Consider the following 20,018-nt stretch of genomic DNA (forward strand, 5'->3'; position numbering starts at 1 on the left):
CTCCTCACCTCACGGGTGGCTCACCAGGTTGGCCACGTTGGTGGACGAGTTGGAGGGGCCGCCCCGGTCGTTGATGACATGCCGGATCGTGCCGGTCCCACCGAGCGAAACGGTCACCATGCTCTGGAAGCGCACGTTCGGGTTGTTGGGGGCCTCGAAGGCACGCTCGGCGGTGACGCTCGGGTTGGCGTTGAAGAAGCAGTAGCTGCCGAGGCCGTACGCCTGATGGCTGGTCACCGAGTTCGCGACCTTGTACGCCGAGTAGCCCTGGGTGGAGCCGTTCATCCAGGCGGCCTGGTTCGGCGGGTCGTACGGCATCTCGTTCTGGTAGAAGTACGTCCGCCCGCCGTTGCCGTTCCAGACGGTCTGGTGCTTCTGGTAGTGCTCGACGAACAGGCCGTACATGGTCACGTCGTCGCCGTTGACGACGAGTCCCGTGTCCGCAGTGTTGGTGTTCCAGCCGATGCCGTTGCCGTGGTCGCCGCGCCAGATCCACATGTGGTCGCCGATGACGTGGTCGCTGTTGACGACCAGGCTCGTCGTCGCCTTGCCGACGGCGGCTCCGCCGACGCGGAAGTACACGTCGTGCAGGGAGGTGGGGTTCGCCGAGTGGTTCGCGGCGGCGCCGGCCGGACCGACCTCCATCAGCGTCTGCGAGTTGGTGGTCCCGGCGTCGAAGAGGACGCCTGCGACCTTCACACCGTCGACGTCGGCGACCGTCATGGCCGTGACACCGTTGTCGGGAATGAACGTGGCGAGACCGAGGCCGAGGACGACCGTGTCGGGCCGGGTCACCTTCAACGTCTGGTTCAGGTGGTAGACACCGGGTGTGACCAGGAGGTTCTTGCCCTCTGCGAGGGCCGCGTTGATCTGCGCGGCGTTCGCGCCGGGCTTGACGACGAAGAACTGGTCGATGCCGAGCGAGCTGCCCGCCGCGTTCCCGTCCGCCCAACTGGTGGCGGAGGAGTTGGCCCGCAGGGAGGGTACGAACACCTTGTAGGCGCCCGCACCGTCCACGTACAGGAAGGGCTTCTCGCGGACCGTCGGGGTCTGGTGCACCGTGGTGTACGGCGGGTTGGGGAAGGTGGTGCCCGGCACGCCCTGGCTGCCGACGAAGACCATGTTCCAGTTGGAACCGGTCCAGCTGCCGAGCTGGGAGTTGCGGGTCAGCCACTGCTGCTGGGTGCCGGACCGCACCTGACCGTCGATCTTGCTGTCGGCCATGAACCCGCCGCTGGACCAGCCGCCGTCGCTCAGCTCCAGGTTGCCGCGGACATGCATCCGCCGGTACCCGGACGCCTGCGACACCGCCCAGCGGTCGGTGCCGCCCGCCGGGTTCACCGACATGTTCTCGGCGCCGCGCCAGAAGTTGTGGGTGGCGTTCTGCGGCGGGAACCAGTCCGCCTCGACGTGCACGGCGCCGTTGATCGTGACCGAGTCGGGCGACTGGCCGAGGCCGAGGACCTGGGTGTAGAAGCCGACGTTGACGTCGTTGTTGTAGGTGCCCGGCTTGAACATCACCGCGTAGCGCTGGGAGCCGAACTGGTTGGTCTCCTGCTGCTGGAAGATGGTGTTCAGTCGGCTCTGGATGGTGGACGACGGCATCGACGGATCGAAGACGACCACGTTCGGGCCGAGGTCGACGTCTCCCGGCGCGGTGTTCACGGGAGCGACCTGGAAGCGCTGGGCCGCCGTGCCGTTGCAGGTGTACTGCACGAGCTGGACGCTGTCGGCCGTCGAGGCGGACGGCACGTCGAGGCACTTGCCGCTGTGGCGGTTGACGAAGTGGTACGCGCCTCCGCCCTCGTCGACGGCCCGCCACTGCTGGTTGTTGCCACCGCCGTACGTCCACAGGTGCACGGCGGCGTTGTCGGCCGTGGACACGTCGCTCACATCGACGACCTGCGTGCTCGCGTTGCGGTTGCCGATCCGCACGAAACCGTCGCTGGTCGCGGTGAAGCTCCACTGCTGTGCGGTGCTGTTGTTGCAGGCGTACTGCTGCACCGCCGTGCCGTTCGCGGTCGCGGCCGCCCGGGCGTCCAGGCACTTGCCGCTGCCGGAGTTCACGACCGTGGACCAGCCGGTGGGCAAGGCGGCGGCCGCCTGCGCGGAAGCCTTCGGGGCGACGGCCTGGCTGGGCTGGACGGCACTGAGCACCGAGGCGGCCGAGGCGGCGACCACGAAGGCAGCGACCCAGGGCCGGGTGACGCGGGCCGCGCCTGCGCTGTGGCGAACAGCTCGGGGCGTTCGTGGGTAGGTGAGCACGTTGTCTCCTGTGCCGGTTGTACGGCGTGGGTGGGGGGTGGGCAGGGAGGGTGTCTGGCCAGGGACGGGTCCGGGTCAACCGCCGTACCGGGCGACGACGCGGGCGAAGTCCCTCGGCCTCCTGGACGGTGAGCCGGCCCAAGTCCTGGCCGCCGCCGCCGAAGTCGAACGGCGGTCTTCAGCGCGGCGAGCGTGCGCTGCTGCACTGCCGGGCTGTCGTACGCCGCCGCCTCGATGTCGATCGCCCCGCGGCGTACCAGAAAGTCATCAACGCCTACTCCCTCAAGGTGGGCCTGCGCAGAAGTCCCCTGATCATCGGGTCACCGTCCACTTCTGGTTGGCGGCTCCGGTGCAGGTCCATATCTGCAAGCGGGTGCCGTTGGCCGAGCTGTTGCCCGTCGCGTCCAGGCACTTGTCGGCCTGCGGGTTGACGATGTCCCGAGCTGCCGGGGTGGCCCACCGCTGCGCGCCGGAGCCGTTGCAATCCCACAACTGGACCGACGTACCGTCAGCGACACCTCCCGATGCCACGTCCAGACACTTACCGAGCGCACGAATCGTCCCGTCGCCACCGACACTCCACTGCTGAGCGGCGGTCCCGTTGCAGTCGTAGAGCTGCACGGCGGTGCCGTTGGCGCTGTTGGCACCGGCAACGTCCACACACTTACCGCCCAGGCCGGTGAGGGGGCCGCCGCCCCCCGGTTCACCGTTGTCGGTGCTGACGCGGACGTAGTCGACCAGGAGCTGCTGCGGGAAGACGGTGCTGCCGTTGGGATCTCCGGGCCAGTAGCCGCCGACCGCGAGGTTGAGGATCAGGAAGAAGGGCTTGTTGAAGACCCACTGCTTTCCGCCGAGGTCGGCGGGGGTGCGGCGCTGGTAGACGGTGCCGTCGACGGACCACGTGATCGCGTTCGGGCTCCAGTCGACGGCGAAGGTGTGGAAGGCGTCGGCGAACGCCTGACCGCCGGGCAGGGTGTACCCGGCGCCGATGCCGCCCGAGCCGGAGTACCCGGGGCCGTGGAGCGTGCCGTGGACCGTGGAGGGTTCGAAGCCGACGTTCTCCATGACGTCGATCTCACCGGAGTTGGGCCAGCCCACCTGGCCGATGTCGTCGCCCAGCATCCAGAAGGCGGGCCACATGCCCTGTCCGCGCGGCACCTTCATCCGGGCCTCGACACGGCCGTACGTCGTGGTGAACTTGCCGGCCGTGTTGAGCCGCGCGGAGGTGTACTCACATCTTCCGTACCAGCACTGGTAGTTGCCCGGGTTCTCGCGGCGGGCGGTGATGGCCAGGTGGCCCTGGCCGTCGAGGGCGGCGTTGCGGTTGCCCGCCGTGTAGTACTGCCGCTCGTGGTTGTTGACGTTGTCGCCGGTCTCGATCTGCCACTTCCCGCCGTCGACGGCGGAGCCCGCGGGCCCGTCGAAGTCGTCGAAGAAGGTGATCGCGGCCGCCGCTGCGGCCGCTGGCGCGGGCGGCTGCGCGGCCGGCGCGGGAGCGCTCTGGGCGAGTCCGGTGGACAGCGACACGAGCGCGAGGACCGAGACGAAGGACAGGAGCAGGCGTCGGGACAAGCGTGGGGGGTGCATGGCTCTCCCTTCCAGGGAGGAACTGAGCCACCTGTCATGCACATGACAGGTGGAAGCATGCGCGACTCCGGATGGGCTGCCGCGCCGACAGAGGCGGTGGGGCGAGAAGACGAGCCGAAGGAGGCTTACTTCACTACGCGATTTAAGGAGTGAACGAAAACCCTGTCAAGGACTTGGTATGGACCACATTCACGAACCCAGCCATATCAACCCGGCGAGGGGACGACGCCCGGGCGGTGCTCGCGCACCGGGCATACCCTGAAATTGTCCTGGGCCGCCTGGAACGCGGGAGGCGTGATGACGTTCGTACAGGTCATCGACTGCAAGACCAGCAGAGCCGATGAGTTGAACAGTTTGATGGACGCTTGGGTGGAGGCCACGCAAGGTAAGCGGACGGCCACCCACTCAATCATGGGGCGTGACCGCGCCGACTCCACCCACGTCGTGGAGATCGTGGAGTTCCCCTCGTACGAGGAGGCGATGAAGAACTCGAACCTGCCCGAAACCGACCGGATCTTCCAGGAGATGGTCGCGCTGTGTGACGGGGAGCCGTCCTTCACGGACCTGGACGTGATGCGCGACGAGCAGCTCAACAAGATCGTCGTACGGAGCTTCTTCGAGGACGTGATCAACGGAAGGAACGTCGACGCGGCGGACGCGATCTGCACCTCCGACTACCGCGAACACGATCCGTCCCTGTCCTCGTACGACATAGGACTCGAGGAGGCCAAGGCCGAGAACCAGGAGATCATGACGGCCTTCGAGCCGGAGGCGACGGTCGAGAGCATGGTCGCCGAGGGCGACATGGTCTGCGTACGGGCGTCGTTCAAGGGACGCCATGTGGGCACGTACCAGGGCATGCAGGCCACGGGCCGGGATGTCTCCGGGACGGCGCACGCGAGCTTCCGCTGCGTCGGCGGCAAGATCGCGGAAAGCTGGTGGAACTTCGACGACCTCGGGCTGCTGAAGCAACTGGGGATGATGGAGGGCTGACCCTGCGGCTACGCCGCTCCAGTCCCACCTGACGCCGGCCGGTATGCGCTTCCTCATGAGGGGCCCTACACGGACCGGACACCTCACACGGCGTTCACGGAACGTCACTACCGAGAAGCGGATGGGGCTGGGGCAGCCAACAGCCGGCGCCCCAGCCACTCCATCCGAAGAAACCGCAGGTCAGGCGTCCGCGCCCGCAGGGCGGGCCCATCCCACAGACTCTCGCAGCATCGCCGGCGCCTCGGCCGAAGTGTCCGGGCTCGAGGCTCGTTACGAGAACGCGCGCCGGCTGATGTTCAGTCGGACCGGGCGGGGGCCCGTAGTTCGATCTTGTATCCGCCGTCTCGGGTGGGTTCGGTGGTGAGGGTGCCGTCGAGCAGTTCGGCGCGTTCTTTCAGGCCGATGAGGCCGTGGCGGGCGCTGGGCAGGGCGACGGTCGGGCGGGTGGAGGCGGTGTTGGTGACGGTGACGCCGAAGTGGTGTGCGTCGTGCCACAGGTGGACGTCGGCGTGGGCTCCGGGGGCGTGTTTGCGCACGTTGGTGAGGGCTTCCTGGACCGTGCGGTAGATGGTGCGCTGGGCGGTGGTGCTGATGCCGGGAGGAAGATCTCCGGTCAGGGTGGTCTCGATGCCGCTGTTGGCGATGAGCTGCTGGAGGTCGGCGAGGGTGGGCTGGGGGGTGAGTTCGGTTGCCTTGCCGCCGGAGGCGCGGAGCAGGGTGACCATGTGGCGGAGTTCGTCGAGGGTGTTCGCGCTCAGGGTGCGGATGGTGCGGGCGGCCTCGCGGGAGTCGCGGTCCTCCGCGGCGACCTGCAGGGCTCCGGCCTGGACGGCGATCAGACTGACCTGGTGGGAGACGACGTCGTGCATCTCCCGGGCCAGCTGGGCCCGTTCGCGGGCGAGGACGGTCTGGGCGTACAGGGCGCGTTCGTGCTCCCGGGCCTCCTTGACCTCGACGAGCCGGCGGGCGACGTCGTGCCTGGCCTGCACGAGCTGGCCGAACAGGACGGGGGCGAAGGCCGTGGCCAGCGTGTAGACGAACTGGACAAGCGTCCAGGTCCGGTCGCCGTCGAACGCGTCGGACAACGGCCACAAGAGGGTGGCCGCAGTGGCGTTCAGCAGGGCGCAGCCGGCGAGCAGCGGGCGGTTGCGGGTGGACGCGGCGAGTGTGTACAGGGCGGCGATCGGCGCGAGCGCGACGTCCATGAACAGGGTCATGGGCAGGGTGAGCAGGAAGACGGGCAGCGGGAAGCGCCTACGCAGGAGAAGGCCGGCGGAGCCTGCGGCGGCGCAGGCCCACATCACGGGGGTGCCCTCGCCCAGGAGGTTGATCCAGGCGTCGAGTGCGGCCAGCGTGACGAGCCCCGTGTCCACGGCCCAGGGCGGTAGGCGCCGCCACCATGCCCAGCCCGTGCTCATCGTCCGTTGTCCCGTGCCGTGTCGTCGTTGTGGGTGAGCAGTCCGGCGCGCTCGGCGAGGAGTGCGGCCTGGACGCGGCTGGTGACCCGCAGTTTGGTCAGGATCGAGCTGACGTGGTCCTTGACGGTGCCCTGGCTCAGGTGGATGCGGGTGCCGATGTCGGCGTTGGAGAGTCCTTCGGCGATCAGGACGAGGACGTCGCGTTCCCGGTCGCTGAGCAGGCCGACGCGCGAGACGTCCGCGTCCTGGGGTGCTGCCGCCCCCGGGTGGCTGCGGAGCAGGGCGCGTGATGCCTTGGGCGACATGACGACGCCGCCCGCGGCCAGGGTGCGGACCAGCTGGGCGAGCTGTTCGGGCTCGGTGTCCTTGAGGAGGAAGCCGCAGGCTCCCGAGCGCAGCGCGGTCAGGATGTACTCGTCGGTGTCGAAGGTGGTCAGCATGGCGACGTGCGGTGGTGCGGGCAGTTCCTGGATCTGCCGCAGCACGGTCAGGCCGTCCACGTCCGGCATGCGGATGTCGAGGAGGACGACGTCCGGCACCTCGCGCCGGATCACGTCGGTCGCCTGGGCCCCCTCGGCGGTCGCCACGACCTCGATGCCGTCGGACGCGTTGAGGATCATCTGGAAACCGGACCGCACCAGGGCCTCGTCGTCCACCACCACTACCCGGATCACCGGCGTCCCGCCTCACACTCTCGTCTGCGCTGTCCCGCTGCTCGGCGACCCGTGCATTCGGGGGTCCCGCGTGCTCGTACGGGTTCGCCTGGCGTCGACCGTACGCCGGGCAGGGTACGCGGTGACGTGATCGCCCACCGACTGTGGACACCCGGCGGGTCGGCTCCAGCCGTTCGGGGGGTGCGGTCCGGCCGGTCGGCAGGCCGGCGGCCGAGGGTCGGCGGATGGCGCCCGCCGTGCTCGACCTCCTGCCCGCCATCGACCGCCACCTCTGAGCCGTCCGCCCCGGCCCACCGGTCGGCGGGGTGGTCCCGGCCGGACGGCGGGGGTGCCACCGAAACCTGCCGGATGGTCCGCCTCCCCACCTCACCGGGAGATTCCTCGTATGACACGGATACAGCCGCCGCAGGCGACGCCGGTCCCGCGGGAGAACGTCTCTCCCGCGCCCGCAGCCTCCCCCGACTCCGCCGGGAAACCAGCTCGTGGTCCCTCGATGGGACGCCTGGTCGGCGTGGACCTCGCCCGCGCGCTCGCGGTGTTCGGTATGTACATCGTCCACATCGGCCCGGTCCTGTCGTCCACGCACGGCATCGGCGCCTGGGTCCGGTATCTGGCCGACGGGCACTCGTCGGTGCTGTTCGCCACGCTCGCCGGGTTCTCGCTGATGCTGATCGCCGGGCGCCGTGAGCCGAAGACCGGCCTGGCGGGCCGGCAGGCCGGGCGCCGTGAGCCGAAGACCGGCCTGGCGGGCCGGCAGGCGAAGGTCCGGATCGCGATCCGCGCCGTGGTCCTGCTGGCCCTGGGCACGGTGCTGGCAATCGAGTACGGGGGCGTGATCATCCTCGGCTTCTACGGCGTGTACTTCCTCCTCGCCCTGCCCCTGCTACGGCTGTCGGCCAAGGCACTGGCGATCACCGCGGCCGGGCTCGCGCTCGTCACACCCCAGCTGGCGTTCTTCCTGAACTCGCGGTTGAGCGAGTCCGTCCAGCAGACCGTCGACGCCTACGACCCGCTCAAGAAGATCAGCGAGGTCGGCGTCCTCGACCTGCTGCTCACCGGCTTCTACCCGGCGATCAGCTGGATGTCGTTCGTCGTCGCCGGCATGGCGCTGGCCCGCCTGGACCTCTCGGCCGTCTCCGTCCAGCGGCGCCTGGCCGCGCTCGGCGCCACCCTGGCCGCCGGCGCGTACGGCCTCTCCCTGCTCCTGGCGGGCGAGGACGCTCTGCGGAGCACGGCGGAGGGCGGGAAGTCGTCGTCCGCCGGGTTCGAGAAGGCGTCGTCGCTCGGCAGCGGATCCTTCGAGGCCTCCCAGCGGGCGGCCTCGGAACTGCTGTCCGCCGGGCCGCACAGCGGCACCACGTTCGACATCATCGGCAGCGTCGGCGTGGCCATCCTCGTGATCGTCGGTGCGACGGTGCTCATGGACCGCCTGCCGCGCCTGCGCGGTCTGGCGAAGCCGGTCGTCGCCGTGGGCACCATGTCCCTGACGGCTTACGTCGGCCACTTCCTCGCCCAGTCCATGCTCGGTGTATCGGCCGGCGAGAGCACCCAGACGTCCTGGATCCCCGTGCTGACGTTCATCCTCGGGGCGATCGTGTTCGCCGCGGTCTGGTCCCGCTTCTTCCGCCGCGGACCGCTGGAGGCGCTGCTCAACGCCGCCACCACGCCGGCGAAGTACGTGCGATGACACCCCGGCCGGGGCGGGCAGTCCCTCATGGCCCGCCCCGGCCCGGATGGCCCTCACGTACGTGTTGTAGAGCTGCCCCCGCCGTGCGGCGGGGGCAGCTCTCGGGCACTCCTCTCACCCGGCGGGGCGCCCCGCCGGGGTCAGGAGCTGGGTCCTGGCCAGCTGTGCGTACAGCTCGTCCTCGGCCACCAGCTCCTCGTGGGTGCCGATCGCGCGGACCGACCCGGCGTCCATGACGACGATGCGGTCGGCGTCCGTGACCGTGGACAGACGGTGCGCCACCACCAGGACGGTGGTCTCGCGTGCCGTCTCGGCGATGACGTCCCTCAGCGCCAGCTCGTTGACCGCGTCGAGCTGCGAAGTCGCCTCGTCCAGGAGCAGCAACCGGGGCTTGCGCAGCAGGGCGCGGGCGATGGCGACCCGCTGGCGCTCGCCGCCGGACAGCTTCGAGCCGCGGTGCCCCACCAGGGTGTCCAGGCGGTGCGGGAGACGCTCGACGAGGGTGTCGAGCCTGGTCCGGGCGAGGACGGCACGGATCTCGTCGTCCGTCGCGCCGGACGCGCTGAAGACCAGGTTCTCCCGCAGCGTGCCGGCCAGAACCGGCGCGTCCTGCTCGACGTACCCGATGACGGACCGCAGTTCGGACAGCGGCCACTGCCGGATGTCCTGGCCGTCGACCAGGATGCGCCCGCCGGTCGTGTCGTAGAACCGCTCGATGAGCGAGAAGACCGTCGACTTGCCGGCGCCCGAAGGCCCGACGAAGGCCGTCATCCCGGCCCCCGGCACCTCGAAGTCCACCCGCTGGTGGATGTAGGGCAGCCCGGGCCCGTAGCGGAAGGACACGTCCTCGAAGCGGACCGACGCCGGACGCACCTCGATCCGCACCGGCCTGTACGTGGCGGGCGGCTCCGCGTCCAGACGGTCCACCTCCTTGATACGGGCGATCGCGGCCGCGCCCTCCTGGTACGCGGAGGCCGCCTCGACCAGCTTGTACACCGGCTCCATCAGGTAGAACAGGTACAGCAGGAAGGCGATGAGCGTGGAGACGGGGATGTCCCCGGACGCCACCCTCGCCCCGCCGACCGCGAGCACCGCGAGGAACGCCAGCTCGACGGCGAGGTTGTCCGCTGTTCCCAGCAGGGCCTCCCACTTCGCGCCGCGCACGCCGTGGCGCCACGCACGCCGGGCCGACGCCTCGACGCGGGCGGTCTCCCGCTCCTCGGCGCCGGACGCCTTCACCGTACGGAACGCGCCGAAGACCCGCTCCAGGCCGGTGGACATCGCGCCGACCGCGGCCTGGGAGCGCTCGGCGGCCTGTCCGATCTTCGGCATCACCAGGGCGGCACCCGCCCCGACGACCGCGACCACGGCGAGGGTGACACCGAGCAGCACGGCGTCCAGGAAGGCCATCACCACGACCGCCGCGACCAGCGTGAGCGCCCCGGTCGCTGCGTTGACCACCGCCTGGGTGCTCACGGCCCGCAGCAGCGTGGTGTCGGAGGTGACCCGCGACATCAGATCGCCCGGCTGCATCCGGTCCACCGCCGAGAGCCGCAGCCGCAGCAGCCGGCCGATCAGGCTGCGGCGCGCGGCCAGGACCACCGACTCCGCCGTCCGCTCCAGCACATAGGCGCCGAACGCCTCGGCCACCGTGCTCAGCAGCACCAGCACGGTCAGGGCCAGCAGGATGGTGGTGAGCGTGCCGCCGGACGAGAGCCGGTCCACGAGCGCCTTCGTGGCCAGCGGCTGCAGCAGCCCGCCGGCGGCCCCTGCCAGCGCCAACAGCAGACCGAGTGCGACGGTCCACCGGTGCGGGCGGACGTACTCGTACAGCGCCTTGAGCGTCTCGCGGACGCGCAGGGACTCGGCACCCGTCGCCTCCAGGGCGGATGCGGTGTTCACAAGATGCCTTTCCTAGGTGAATTGCCGCGCACCTCGTAGCGGCGTGCGACATCGGCCCTCACAGGGCCCGGGCCTGCGCGCCGTATCGGGCACCCGCTCGTACGCACGCCGTGTCATGCCACCAGCCTGGGAGCCCGGGCGCACCGTCGGCCATCCGGCGATCGTCGGGTGCACCCCCGCCATGTGGCTGGAGCCGCCCGCACACGGTGTGACCGGAGCAACGACAGCCGGCGAAGGATCTGGCGGGGGCAGCGGAGCCGGAGCCAGGCTCCGCTGCTCACCGAACCGAGGGCATGAGGGTCAGGACGAGTCGCCGTACTGGAGACCACGCCCGTTCGTGCCGACGTACACGCGACCGAAGGTGTCGGGGTCGCCCGTGATGACGCCGACGCCGGCGATGCTGCCCCACTGGTGGGCGTCGTCGTTGACGCGGAGCCAGGTGGCGCCCTTGTCGGTGGAACGGAAGACGCCAGTGACGTCCTTGACGGTGCCGATCATGTACAGGGCCTGGTAGGAGGCGCCCGGTGCCGCCTTGCCGAAGCCGAGGGCGGAGGCGGACTTCACCGTGGTGAGCGGGGTGAAGGTGCGTCCGCCGTCGGTGGAGTGCAGCAGCCCCTGACCACCGCCGGCGATCCACAGGTCCCCCGCGACGCCGGGCACGGCCGTGAGCCGGCCATCGGCGGGAAGGCCGGTGGCACGGGCGGTGAAGGTCGCTCCGCCGTCGGTGCTGGCGTGGAGCGTGCCGCCGGACAGGGAGTAGAACGTCCTGGCCGCGGCGCGGTCGGCGACGACCGTGGCGTTCGTGCCCAGGCCCCCGACCCTCGACCAGCTCGTCCCCTTGTCGGTCGAACGGTGCGGGGCCTGGCCGGCCTGGGTCCAGACGATGGTCGAGCCGTCCGCCGAGAGCGCGACGCGCCCGTCCTGGGCGCCGGCCACCGGCTCCGCCTTGAAGCCGTTCCAGCTGATGCCGCCGTCGGTGGAGTAGGCACCGTCCTGCGCGCCGCCACGGCCGACACGGACCATGACCGAGGGGTTGGACTGGGCGAAGTCGATGTCGGTGCTGTTGGTCATCATCGGGTTGCCCAGCCTCCCGGCGGGCACCTTGGTCAGGTCGTCGTGGCGGAAACCGCCTTGGTCGCCCATGGCGGTGATGACGGTGGCACCGCCGGGCGGGGCGATCGCGTCCATCAGCGCGGTCTCCTCCAGGCCACGCGCCCCCACGGCCCAGTGGCTGGTGCCGCCGTTGTCGGTGGCGTCGGCGTCCTTGCTGCGCCAGATGCCGTTGCCGGTGCCGTACAGCACGTGCCGGGAGTCGAAGGGGTCGATGGCCAGGGCGGTCATCCAGTGCCCGGTGTGGGTGCCGATGTACGGAGCGGCCGAGGCGTTCCGCACCGACTTGTCCGCCAGCGCCTTCCAGGTCGTGCCGCCGTCGGTGGTGCGGTAGATCTCGTCCTCGGGCCACCAGCGGTCGAGAGTGGTGACCATCACGGTGGACGGCTTGTTCGGATCGACGGCCAGGCCGGAGAACCCGTAGGCGCCCTGCGAGGGGGAGATGTTCTTCCACGTCCCGCCGTGCGGCGTGTACTTCCACACCGAGCCCGCCGTCACGCCGTTGGGTCCGAGGGCGTTGGTGTACGTCAGGTACAGCGAGCCGTCACCGGAGACCACCCCGTGCTGCGGCATCTGGCCGGTGGGTTGGCCGGGGACGGCCTGCCAGGTGCTGCCGCCGTCGGTGGAGCGGTACAGGGAGGTGGACCTGTCGGCGACGCCGACGTAGATCGTCTTGCTGCCCGCCGGGCCGTACGTCACGAAGGAGATGCCCGCGCCGCTGCTCGCCCCGTCCTTGACGGGAAACGTGGAGACCTGCCGCCACGTCATACCGCTGTCCGTGCTGCGCCACAGGCCGTTCTTACGGGTGCCGAGCAGCAGGGTGCGGTGGTCCGAGGGGTCGATCACGAGCCGCTCGCCCGCCCCGCGGCCGTCCTCGTTGCCGCCCAGCTTGAACGGCAGATCAGTGCGCTGGAAGGTGCGGCCCCGGTCGGTGGAGCGCAGGATCGCGCCGTTGCCGGCCCATTCGTTGGTGTAGGTGCCCGCAGCGAGGTAGAGGCGGTTCGGGTCCACGGGATCGGTGGCCACCGCGTCGATGCCGAGCAGGTTCCAGTCCTTCTCGCCGAGCCAGTCGGTCAGCGGGATCCACTGCTCGGCACCGGTGTCCCACCGGTAGGCGCCACCCATGTCGGTACGCGCGTACAGCAGCCCCTTCTCGCGCGGGTTGAACACCAGCCCCGTGACGTAACCGCCGCCGACCACCTGGGCGTTCCGCCATGTGTACGGGCCGGCCGCCGCCGACGGGGCAGCGGCCGCCTTCACCAGCTTCCACTGCTGGTTGGTGCTGCCATGGCCGCGATACTGGATGACTGCCGCGCCGTCGGCCGTGGATCCTCCGGAGACGTCCAGGACCTGGCCACTCCTGCGGGAGGTGAAGGTGACTGCGTCGGAACCGCTCACGTCGTCGATCCGCCACTCCTGGGATGCGGAGGAGCTGTCGGTCTGCTGCTCGGCGGCAGCCGCCTGTGCGGTCGAATCGCCCGCTATGCCGAGCACCTTGCCGCTGTTGCGGTTCACCAGCTCGTAGTAGCCGTCGCCGGTGGACCTCAGCCTCCACTGCTGGTTGGCGGTGTTCTGGTCGGTCCATTGCTGGATGCGGGTACCGTCGGCGGTGGAGAACGCGTTGACGTCCAGCGCCTTGCCGCTGCGTACGGAGACCAGCCGGTAGTAGGCATCGCCGTCGACCGTCGCGGCCTGCGAGTCGTCCTGCACGAACAGGAGGTACGGCACGACGGTGGCGGGCACTGCGAGCAGCAGGGCGGTGGCGGTGCTGCGACGACGGTGACGTCCGCGACTCCGGCCGTTCGTTGGGTTGTTCATGGGGGGTGTTTCTCCTTGTGCAACCGTGGGTCGGGCGGGTCAGCGCTGCAGGGTCAGGACGCCCGGCCGGTACGGCAGCTGGTCGTAGGGGCCGCCCGCCTGCGGGGACTTGCCCTGGTAGAGGAACTGCAGGTTGCAGGGGTCGATGGTCATGGTCTGGTCGGGGTTGGTGCGGATCAGATCACCGTGGCTGATGTCGTTGGTCCAGGTGGCACCGCTGTTGGCCTTGCCCGCGAAGGGGTTGCTTTCGTCGGCGGCCTGCGGGGTCCAGGAGCCGCTCAGGCTGGTGGCCGTGAAGGAGCGGAAGTAGCGCTGCTCGTGCGCACCCCGGGCTTCGACGATCATGAGGTACTGGTTCCGGCCCTGGACCTTGTAGACCTGCGGCGCCTCGAACAGGTTCTTCGCGGTGTCGCTCATGACCGTCGTGTACGACGAGCCGAAGTTGCCCGGGAAGTTCCCGATCGGCATGCTCGCCCGGTAGACCTTGCCGTTGTCGCCGGCGAAGAAGAGGTACATGTTCCGGTCGTCGGCGATCAGCGTCTGGTCGATCGGGCCGGTGCCGGATTCGGTGCGGGGGATGCTGCCGGTGAACAGCGGCTGCGGCGCGGACCAGCCATGGGGGTTGGTGGGGTCGCTCGACGTGCGGTAGCTGAAGGGCGACGCGCCCCACTGGTATGCCAGCACCCAGATCTTCCTGGGCGCGAAGTAGAACAGGGTGGGCGCCACCGCGTTCTGGCTCATCCTGGTCTGGCCGGCCGCCGCCAAGTCGGGCCAGTTCGTGAAGGGGCTGAAGGCCATCGAGCCGTAAGACGTTCCCGTCGCGCTCGACGCGTAGACGAGGTGCTTGCCGCCCAGCGTCACATGCGTGAAGTCCTTGAGCGCGGCCCACCCGTTCGACGGCTGCGCGAGGGGACCGGTCGAACTCCACCTGTACGTCGATGGAAGAGCACACGTACCGCTGCCCGTCCCGGACGGGGCCGTCCACTTCTGGTTGTCGACGGACGCGCAGGTGTACAGCTGGATCCTGGTGCCGTTCGCGGTGGCCGCGCCGATGGCGTCGAGGCACAGGCCGGACTGGACGCCGGTGATCGTGCCGTCGGTGTTGACGTTCCACTGCTGGTTGGCGCCGCCGTTGCAGTCCCAGACGACCACCGGTGTGCCGTTGGCGGTGCCCTTGCCCTTGGCGTCCAGGCACTTGTTCCCGTGGACCTTCAGCTGTTTGGCGGCGGTGTGGGTCCAGCGCTGATTGGGCTGTCCGCCGCAGTCCCGCAGTTGCGCCTGGGTACCGTTGGCCGTGGCGGAGCCGGGGATGTCGATACAGCGGCCGGAGGCCACGCCCTTGATCTCCCCCGCACGGTCGGCCGGCTTGCCCGGGGAGGTACCTGAGCCGGAGTTGAACGCACGCATGACGGCGGTGTACGCGGGCTTGGGCTTGCCGTTGTCGTCGAACAGCAGGGGATTCTCGCCGCTGCGCCACGAGTCGCTGTCACGGACGCCCCACACCGTGATGCCGGTGCACCGTGCCACGGACAGGCAGGCGCTGACCGTGTTCGCGTAGTGGGTGGGTGACGCCTGGGCGATGTCCAACTCGGTGATCTGGACGTCGACGCCGAGGGCGGCGAAATTGGCCAGGGTGGTCCTGAAGCTCGCCGGCGGGCCGCCCGCCCCGAAGTGACTCTGGAAACCGACGCAGTCGATGGGCACGCCGCGGGACTTGAAGTCCTTGACCATGCGGTAGACGCCCTGGGTCTTGGCGTCCGACCAGTTCTCGATGTTGTAGTCGTTGTAGCAGAGCTTGGAGGAGGAGTCGGCCGCCCGGGCGGTGCGGAACGCCCCCTCGATGAAACCGTCGCCGAGCACCTTCTGGAAGACCGAGTCGCGGAGTTGACCGCTGCCACCGTCGGCGAACGCCTCGTTGACGACGTCCCAGGCGTAGATCTTGCCCTTGTAGTGGGTCATCTGCTTCGTGATGTGATGGTTCATCACGCTGCGCAGCGTGCCCGCGTCGCGGATGGCGCTGACCCAGGTGGGGAGCTGCGAGTGCCAGACCGTGGTGTGGCCGCGCAGGCGCTGGCCGCGCGCCAGTGCGCGGTTGACGATCCGGTCCGCGGGGCCGAACTGAAAGTTGCCGCGGGACGGTTCGATGGCGTCCCACTTCATCTCGTTCTCCGGGGTGACCATGTTGAACTCCCGGTCCGCTATCGCGGTGTACGTCGGGTCGCCGAGCCTGCCGGCGGCTACAGCGGTGCCGAAGTACCTGCCCGACGAGGCAGCCTGGGTACCCAGGCCCGCGGCTCCGGCGGAGCTGGGGAGGAACGTCACGACACCGGCCACCAGCGCCGTGGCCGACAGCCCGATCGTCAGTGTCCGGCGACGCCGGCTGATGCGGTGCAGGCCGTTCATGATTCTCCTCGGGGGCTACGGGTCGTCCCGGGTGCCGCGATCGTGCGCGAGTCGGCCAGGACGGCCTGATCTGCCGCGGAGTGTCGTGTCATGGGAGTGGCTTTCTTCAGGGGACAGGTCAACGGGGGAAGCCGGTAAACCCGCCACGCCGGCACGTCAGGGCGAGCGGCGGGAAGGCACCCCTGAAGTGGAGGCTTGAGGACCCGCGGTCTCGTAACGGAAAACTCGCGCCACCCGGGACGATCGCCCGGTGATGCATCTCGCACGAGGAAAGCGTTATGCCAGGCCGCGCGATCTGGTCGTCCCTGGGGTGAGGCGCTCACCGCACCCGCTCATCAGGGCCGGAATCCGCCCACGGCGAGGCAGCCGTCGACGCCATGGCCTGGAGCCGGTTCGGTTGCGGAACCCGGCTCACCGCCGGGTGGAGAAAGTACGGTGCGGGACCGTACCGCGGGATCACCCGCCGTCACCGAGACGGCCAGGTCCCTGCTGATCGAGGAGCGGTCCTCAGGCCGAGGGCCCGCGCACGATGAAGGAAGCCTGGCCGGAGAAGGCCCGAGTGCCGTCGGAGCCGTCGAGCCAGATGCCGCCGTCGCGGTGGCGGATGACAGAACCGGGATAGTTGTGCGCGTGCAGGGTCACCGACCCGGCGACCGCCCCGGGGCGCGGGCAGAAGGTGGCGTCTTCCCGGAACAGCTCACTGCCGTCGTCGGTGCTCAGCCGTAGCCGCAGGTAATGGTGGCGCAGATACCGGCCGTCCGCGGCGCGGAAGGTGACACACCCTGTGTCGGCCAGTCCCCTGACGACCGTGAAGGTGGCCCGTTGCCGTGCCCGCTCGCCGCTTGAGGCGGAAACCTGGCCGAGCGCCGTGAAGTCGCCGCCGTACGTGACGAACAGGCCGGGCCGGTCCACGGACTCCAGCGACCGCGCGCCCAGCGGAACAGTGCCGGTGACGGCGGTCGGACCCACCGGGGACGGTGTGGCCGGCGGGGTGGTGGGCGACGGGATCGGCGTGGGGGTACCGACGGTGGGAGTACCGCTCGCGGAAGCGGCGACCGTGGGAGCGGCGATGACGCCGGGCACCCGCGGCGCCGGTTCGGGCCAGGCCGCGTAGGTGGCGGTCCCGGCGACGAGTATCGCGCCGGTGGCGAGGCTCGCCACCGGATGGGCGGTCACCGCGTGGAGTTTGCCGAGCAGCGAGCCGTGCAGACCGCCTCCCCCCGTCGCCGCGCCGGCGGCGACGTGTGCCGTGGCCAGCCCGGCGGCGCTCGCGGCCGTACCCGACAACAGACCCTTGGCGGTCAGCGCGGCGACGAGCGCGGCCGGGACGGCCAGCGGCGCGAGGCTGAGGAGCAGCAGCTCTGCCGGGACCCGTTCTGTCGTCGTCACCGTGCAGATTGGGCAGTCGCGGGTGTGCCGCGCGATCCGCTTGCGCCACACGGATGTACGCAGACCGTCCCAGCCGACGACGGTCTCGTTCAGGCCCGGACAGCGCGGGTCCGCCTCCAGCGCGGTGACGATCGTCCGGCTCAGTTCCAGCTGCTCGCGCATGCGCTGCAGGCGTACTCCGGTGTGGGCGACACTGAGCCCCATCGCGTCGGCGATGTCCTGACGGCTCAGCAAGCCGGCGCATTCCTGCCACCACAGCGACAGCAGCACCCGATGATCCGGGTCGAGCCACCGGCCGGCTTCGACCGCGTGACGGCGTTCGTCCGACAGGTGCAGACGCAGGACCGTCACATCCTCGAGCGCGCCGCCGGCGTTGGGTACCTGGAGTGCCTCGTCGATGACCGTGGTTCGATCGGCGAGAGTGCGTTGACGGTGCCAGTGGGTATTGATCTGGCGGAGCGTGATGGACACCAGCCAGGACCGGAAGCTTTCCGGGGCACGCAGGGCGGGCAGGTCGCGCACCACACGCAGCAGGGTCTCCTGTACGACGTCGTCGACGTCGGCATGTCCGCTCAGCGCTCGCCCGACGATGTTGTAGAGCAACGGCAGGTACGCGGCGATCAGCTTCTCGCGCGCCCGATCGTCACCGGCCTGCGCCGCGACGACCAGCTCCGCGTGATCCGCGTCCATGAGCCCCATTGCCACCTCTTCAGTGGAAAGATCCGCCGAGTACGGCGCCACACCTTAGCGTCGGCGAAGGAACGGAACGTCACTGCTGCAAGGCGAACCAGGAGGTCGGCCGCCGACTCACCAACCGGCCTCCTCACCCCTCCGGAGGGCCCACCGCGCCGACCGTGGGCTCCTCCGTCTACAGCAGAACCACGCATGACGATCCATCAGAAACCGTGCCGTTCGTGCGTCACACGTGCGTCACGTGCGTCAGACACGCGTCTGCACATCGCACCTGACGCACGTGACGCCCATCATGCACACTCGGAGAAACGCCAGGTCAGGCGTCCTTCTTCACCGGCTCGAGGATCGCGACGCACTCCACATGATGCGTCACAAGAAACAGGTCTACACAAAACAGGTCAAAGAAACCCGCAGGTCAGCGGCAGGCGAGACGCAAAACGGACGTAAGATCAATGTGCATTACGTGCACGATGGGCGTTACGTGCGATCACTGACGCACGGTCGGACAACATCCGAGGCCATGCGCTGCCGAGGTTCCCGAGGTAGCAGACCTGGTCGAGCGTGCCGACGGCTGTGCCTGGGCCGAATACGCCGCCGCCGACCACCTGAACCGCGCCCGGACCGTCCTCGACGAGCCCTCCACTCGACACCGCTGGCCGCGACGGCTTGCGTCGACCGCGCTCTGGGCCACGGCCGTGCTCCCCGAGCCGGCCGAGAAGCATGACGCCAACGCCCCTGGCTGCCCACCATCGCGTACAACGGACCGGTTACAGGCCGAGGGCCTCGGCGGCGAGTCATGTGCCGCGCACGCGGGCCTCGATCTTGGCGAAGGCGATCTCGCAGGAGGTCGAGGTGTCGTCGGACCAGGGGGAGAAGCCGGCGTCGTCGCAGGTGCCGAGCTGGTCGACGGGGATGTGTTTGGCGGTCTCCAGGACTCGCTCCTTCACCTCCTCGGCAGTCTCGACCCGGGGGGTCGATGGGGTCGATGACGCCGACGAACACACGCATGCCGGGGGACAGGTATGCGGCGATGAGCTTGAGTACGCGGTCGGGCTCCGGCTCACTCGCGAGCTGGAGGTAGAAGTTGCCGGCCCTGAGCCGGAACAGCTTCGGCAGCAGGTCTGCGTAGTCGACGTCGAGGCTGTGCGTGGAGTCCTGGTCCCCTCCCGGGCAGGTGTGTACGCCGAGCCGGGCCCGCTCCTGCTCGCTGAAGCGTCCGAGGACCTCGTTGTTGAGGGCGATGAAGTCGTCGAGGATCTCGCCGGACGGGGACAGCGACAGGCGGGCCTCGGTGAAGTCCAGCCGGACGCAGGCCGGGCCCGCGTCGAGACAGGCGCGGATCTCGGCCTCCGACTCGCCGGCGACATCGCTCAGGAACGCCTCGCGGGAGTATCCGGCGATGCCGTCGGCCGGGTACAACAGGCTGAGGGGGCGGAGGGGGCGACGACGGCCTGCTTGACCGGGCGATCGGCGTGCTCGATGGCGGCGCGGAGGTAGGTGTCGGCGCGGACCTGGTAACGGAAGGGCCCTTCGGTGAGGCGGGGCAGCTGCCGGGTGTGGCCGTCGGCGTAGGGGATGACGACGCCGTCGGGGGCGAGGGTCGTCATGCCCGGGAGGGGGTACGTGATCGAGCTGGACTTGGCCTGGTCGCCGTCGACGACGACCGGGCTGCCCGCCTGCTCCAGCCTGGCCAGGGTTTCGGCAACGGCCTGGTCCTGGACCTTCTTCAGGTCCGCGGCGCTCAGCCGCCCTGCGGCATGCACCCGGCGATCGCGTCCACAAGGGCGCGGGGCCCGGGGATGCTGCCGATCGGCTCGGTGGGGATGCTCATGAGCCGGACCCCAGGAAGGGCCTCGGTCCCGGGCAAGGAACCGAGCCCGGCCCCGCCGTGCGCTCGCCGGTAGGTCACCGGATCGGTCTGCGGTAGGGCCGTCGGGTTGACCGGGGCGGCATACCCCCACCCCTGTCGACCAGCACACGCTTCGCCCGGGACTGTTCTGCCCCCAGCGCGTGGTCGATGACGTTGCCGTTCCTGCAGTTGTCGGCGTGGTTGCCGCCCCAGTCACCGAGGACGGGCAC

The 20,018-nt window shown here is 69.8% G+C and carries 12 protein-coding genes; 2 read left to right on the plus strand and 10 right to left on the minus strand.

What is annotated here, in order from left to right; all coding sequences use genetic code 11:
• Nucleotides 1-9: 9 nt before the first annotated feature.
• Together ACWF79_RS23890 and ACWF79_RS23895 are read right to left on the minus strand one after the other, a co-directional pair.
• A complete protein-coding gene (locus ACWF79_RS23890) occupies nt 10-2,181 on the minus strand; it encodes an RICIN domain-containing protein (protein ID WP_453730209.1) in 2,172 nt (723 codons plus the stop codon).
• Between the two features lie 396 nt (nt 2,182-2,577).
• Entirely contained in the window at nt 2,578-3,852 is a 1,275-nt protein-coding gene (locus ACWF79_RS23895) for a ricin-type beta-trefoil lectin domain protein (protein ID WP_453730172.1), read from the minus strand.
• 297 nt (nt 3,853-4,149) lie between these two features.
• On the opposite strand from ACWF79_RS23895, the gene ACWF79_RS23900 reads away from it, so the two are divergent.
• Nucleotides 4,150-4,845 carry an ester cyclase gene (locus tag ACWF79_RS23900; protein ID WP_453730173.1) on the plus strand — a complete coding sequence of 232 codons (696 nt, stop codon included), beginning with the start codon at nt 4,150-4,152 and terminating at the stop codon, nt 4,843-4,845.
• Between the two features lie 296 nt (nt 4,846-5,141).
• Here the strand turns inward: ACWF79_RS23900 and ACWF79_RS23905 are convergent, their stop codons facing one another.
• Nucleotides 5,142-6,263, minus strand: coding sequence for a sensor histidine kinase (locus tag ACWF79_RS23905; protein ID WP_453730174.1), 1,122 nt, complete (start codon nt 6,261-6,263; stop codon nt 5,142-5,144).
• Nucleotides 6,260-6,937: a response regulator gene (locus tag ACWF79_RS23910; RefSeq protein WP_453730175.1), complete on the minus strand. Its 678-nt coding sequence runs from the start codon at nt 6,935-6,937 to the stop codon at nt 6,260-6,262. The genes ACWF79_RS23905 and ACWF79_RS23910 overlap by 4 nt, the downstream gene beginning before the upstream one ends.
• A 385-nt stretch (nt 6,938-7,322) precedes the next feature.
• On the opposite strand from ACWF79_RS23910, the gene ACWF79_RS23915 reads away from it, so the two are divergent.
• Nucleotides 7,323-8,624, plus strand: coding sequence for a DUF418 domain-containing protein (locus ACWF79_RS23915; protein WP_453730176.1), 1,302 nt, complete (start codon nt 7,323-7,325; stop codon nt 8,622-8,624).
• Between the two features lie 114 nt (nt 8,625-8,738).
• Here the strand turns inward: ACWF79_RS23915 and ACWF79_RS23920 are convergent, their stop codons facing one another.
• The 6 genes from ACWF79_RS23920 to ACWF79_RS23945 all read right to left on the minus strand — a co-directional run bounded on the left by ACWF79_RS23920 (nt 8,739) and on the right by ACWF79_RS23945 (nt 19,702).
• Nucleotides 8,739-10,526, minus strand: coding sequence for an ABC transporter ATP-binding protein (locus ACWF79_RS23920; RefSeq protein ID WP_453730177.1), 1,788 nt, complete (start codon nt 10,524-10,526; stop codon nt 8,739-8,741).
• Between the two features lie 300 nt (nt 10,527-10,826).
• The gene (locus tag ACWF79_RS23925) at nt 10,827-13,454 is read right to left on the minus strand and encodes an RICIN domain-containing protein (protein ID WP_453730178.1); all 2,628 of its coding nucleotides are present in this window, start codon (nt 13,452-13,454) and stop codon (nt 10,827-10,829) included.
• 39 nt (nt 13,455-13,493) lie between these two features.
• Complete coding sequence (locus tag ACWF79_RS23930; RefSeq protein WP_453730179.1) at nt 13,494-15,857, minus strand: non-reducing end alpha-L-arabinofuranosidase family hydrolase; 2,364 nt, start codon at nt 15,855-15,857, stop codon at nt 13,494-13,496.
• Between the two features lie 507 nt (nt 15,858-16,364).
• Nucleotides 16,365-17,936 carry a sigma-70 family RNA polymerase sigma factor gene (locus tag ACWF79_RS23935; RefSeq protein WP_453730180.1) on the minus strand — a complete coding sequence of 524 codons (1,572 nt, stop codon included), beginning with the start codon at nt 17,934-17,936 and terminating at the stop codon, nt 16,365-16,367.
• Nucleotides 17,937-18,733: 797 nt separating this feature from the next.
• Nucleotides 18,734-18,886 (minus strand): hypothetical protein, encoded by a 153-nt coding sequence (locus ACWF79_RS23940; protein WP_453730181.1) that lies wholly within the window; start codon nt 18,884-18,886, stop codon nt 18,734-18,736.
• 423 nt (nt 18,887-19,309) lie between these two features.
• Entirely contained in the window at nt 19,310-19,702 is a 393-nt protein-coding gene (locus ACWF79_RS23945) for a hypothetical protein (protein ID WP_453730182.1), read from the minus strand.
• Between the last annotated feature and the right edge of the window lie 316 nt (nt 19,703-20,018).

It is taken from the genome of Streptomyces sp. NPDC054975, from assembly GCF_053609105.1.

Coding starts and splice junctions, on each gene's coding strand:
- ACWF79_RS23925 (WP_453730178.1), bottom strand. CDS start 13,454: ATGAACAACCCAACGAACGGCCGGAGTCGCGGACGTCACCGTCGTCGC.
- ACWF79_RS23930 (WP_453730179.1), bottom strand. CDS start 15,857: ATGAACGGCCTGCACCGCATCAGCCGGCGTCGCCGGACACTGACGATC.
- ACWF79_RS23935 (WP_453730180.1), bottom strand. CDS start 17,936: ATGGACGCGGATCACGCGGAGCTGGTCGTCGCGGCGCAGGCCGGTGAC.
- ACWF79_RS23900 (WP_453730173.1), top strand. CDS start 4,150: ATGACGTTCGTACAGGTCATCGACTGCAAGACCAGCAGAGCCGATGAG.
- ACWF79_RS23895 (WP_453730172.1), bottom strand. CDS start 3,852: ATGCACCCCCCACGCTTGTCCCGACGCCTGCTCCTGTCCTTCGTCTCG.
- ACWF79_RS23905 (WP_453730174.1), bottom strand. CDS start 6,263: ATGAGCACGGGCTGGGCATGGTGGCGGCGCCTACCGCCCTGGGCCGTG.
- ACWF79_RS23915 (WP_453730176.1), top strand. CDS start 7,323: ATGACACGGATACAGCCGCCGCAGGCGACGCCGGTCCCGCGGGAGAAC.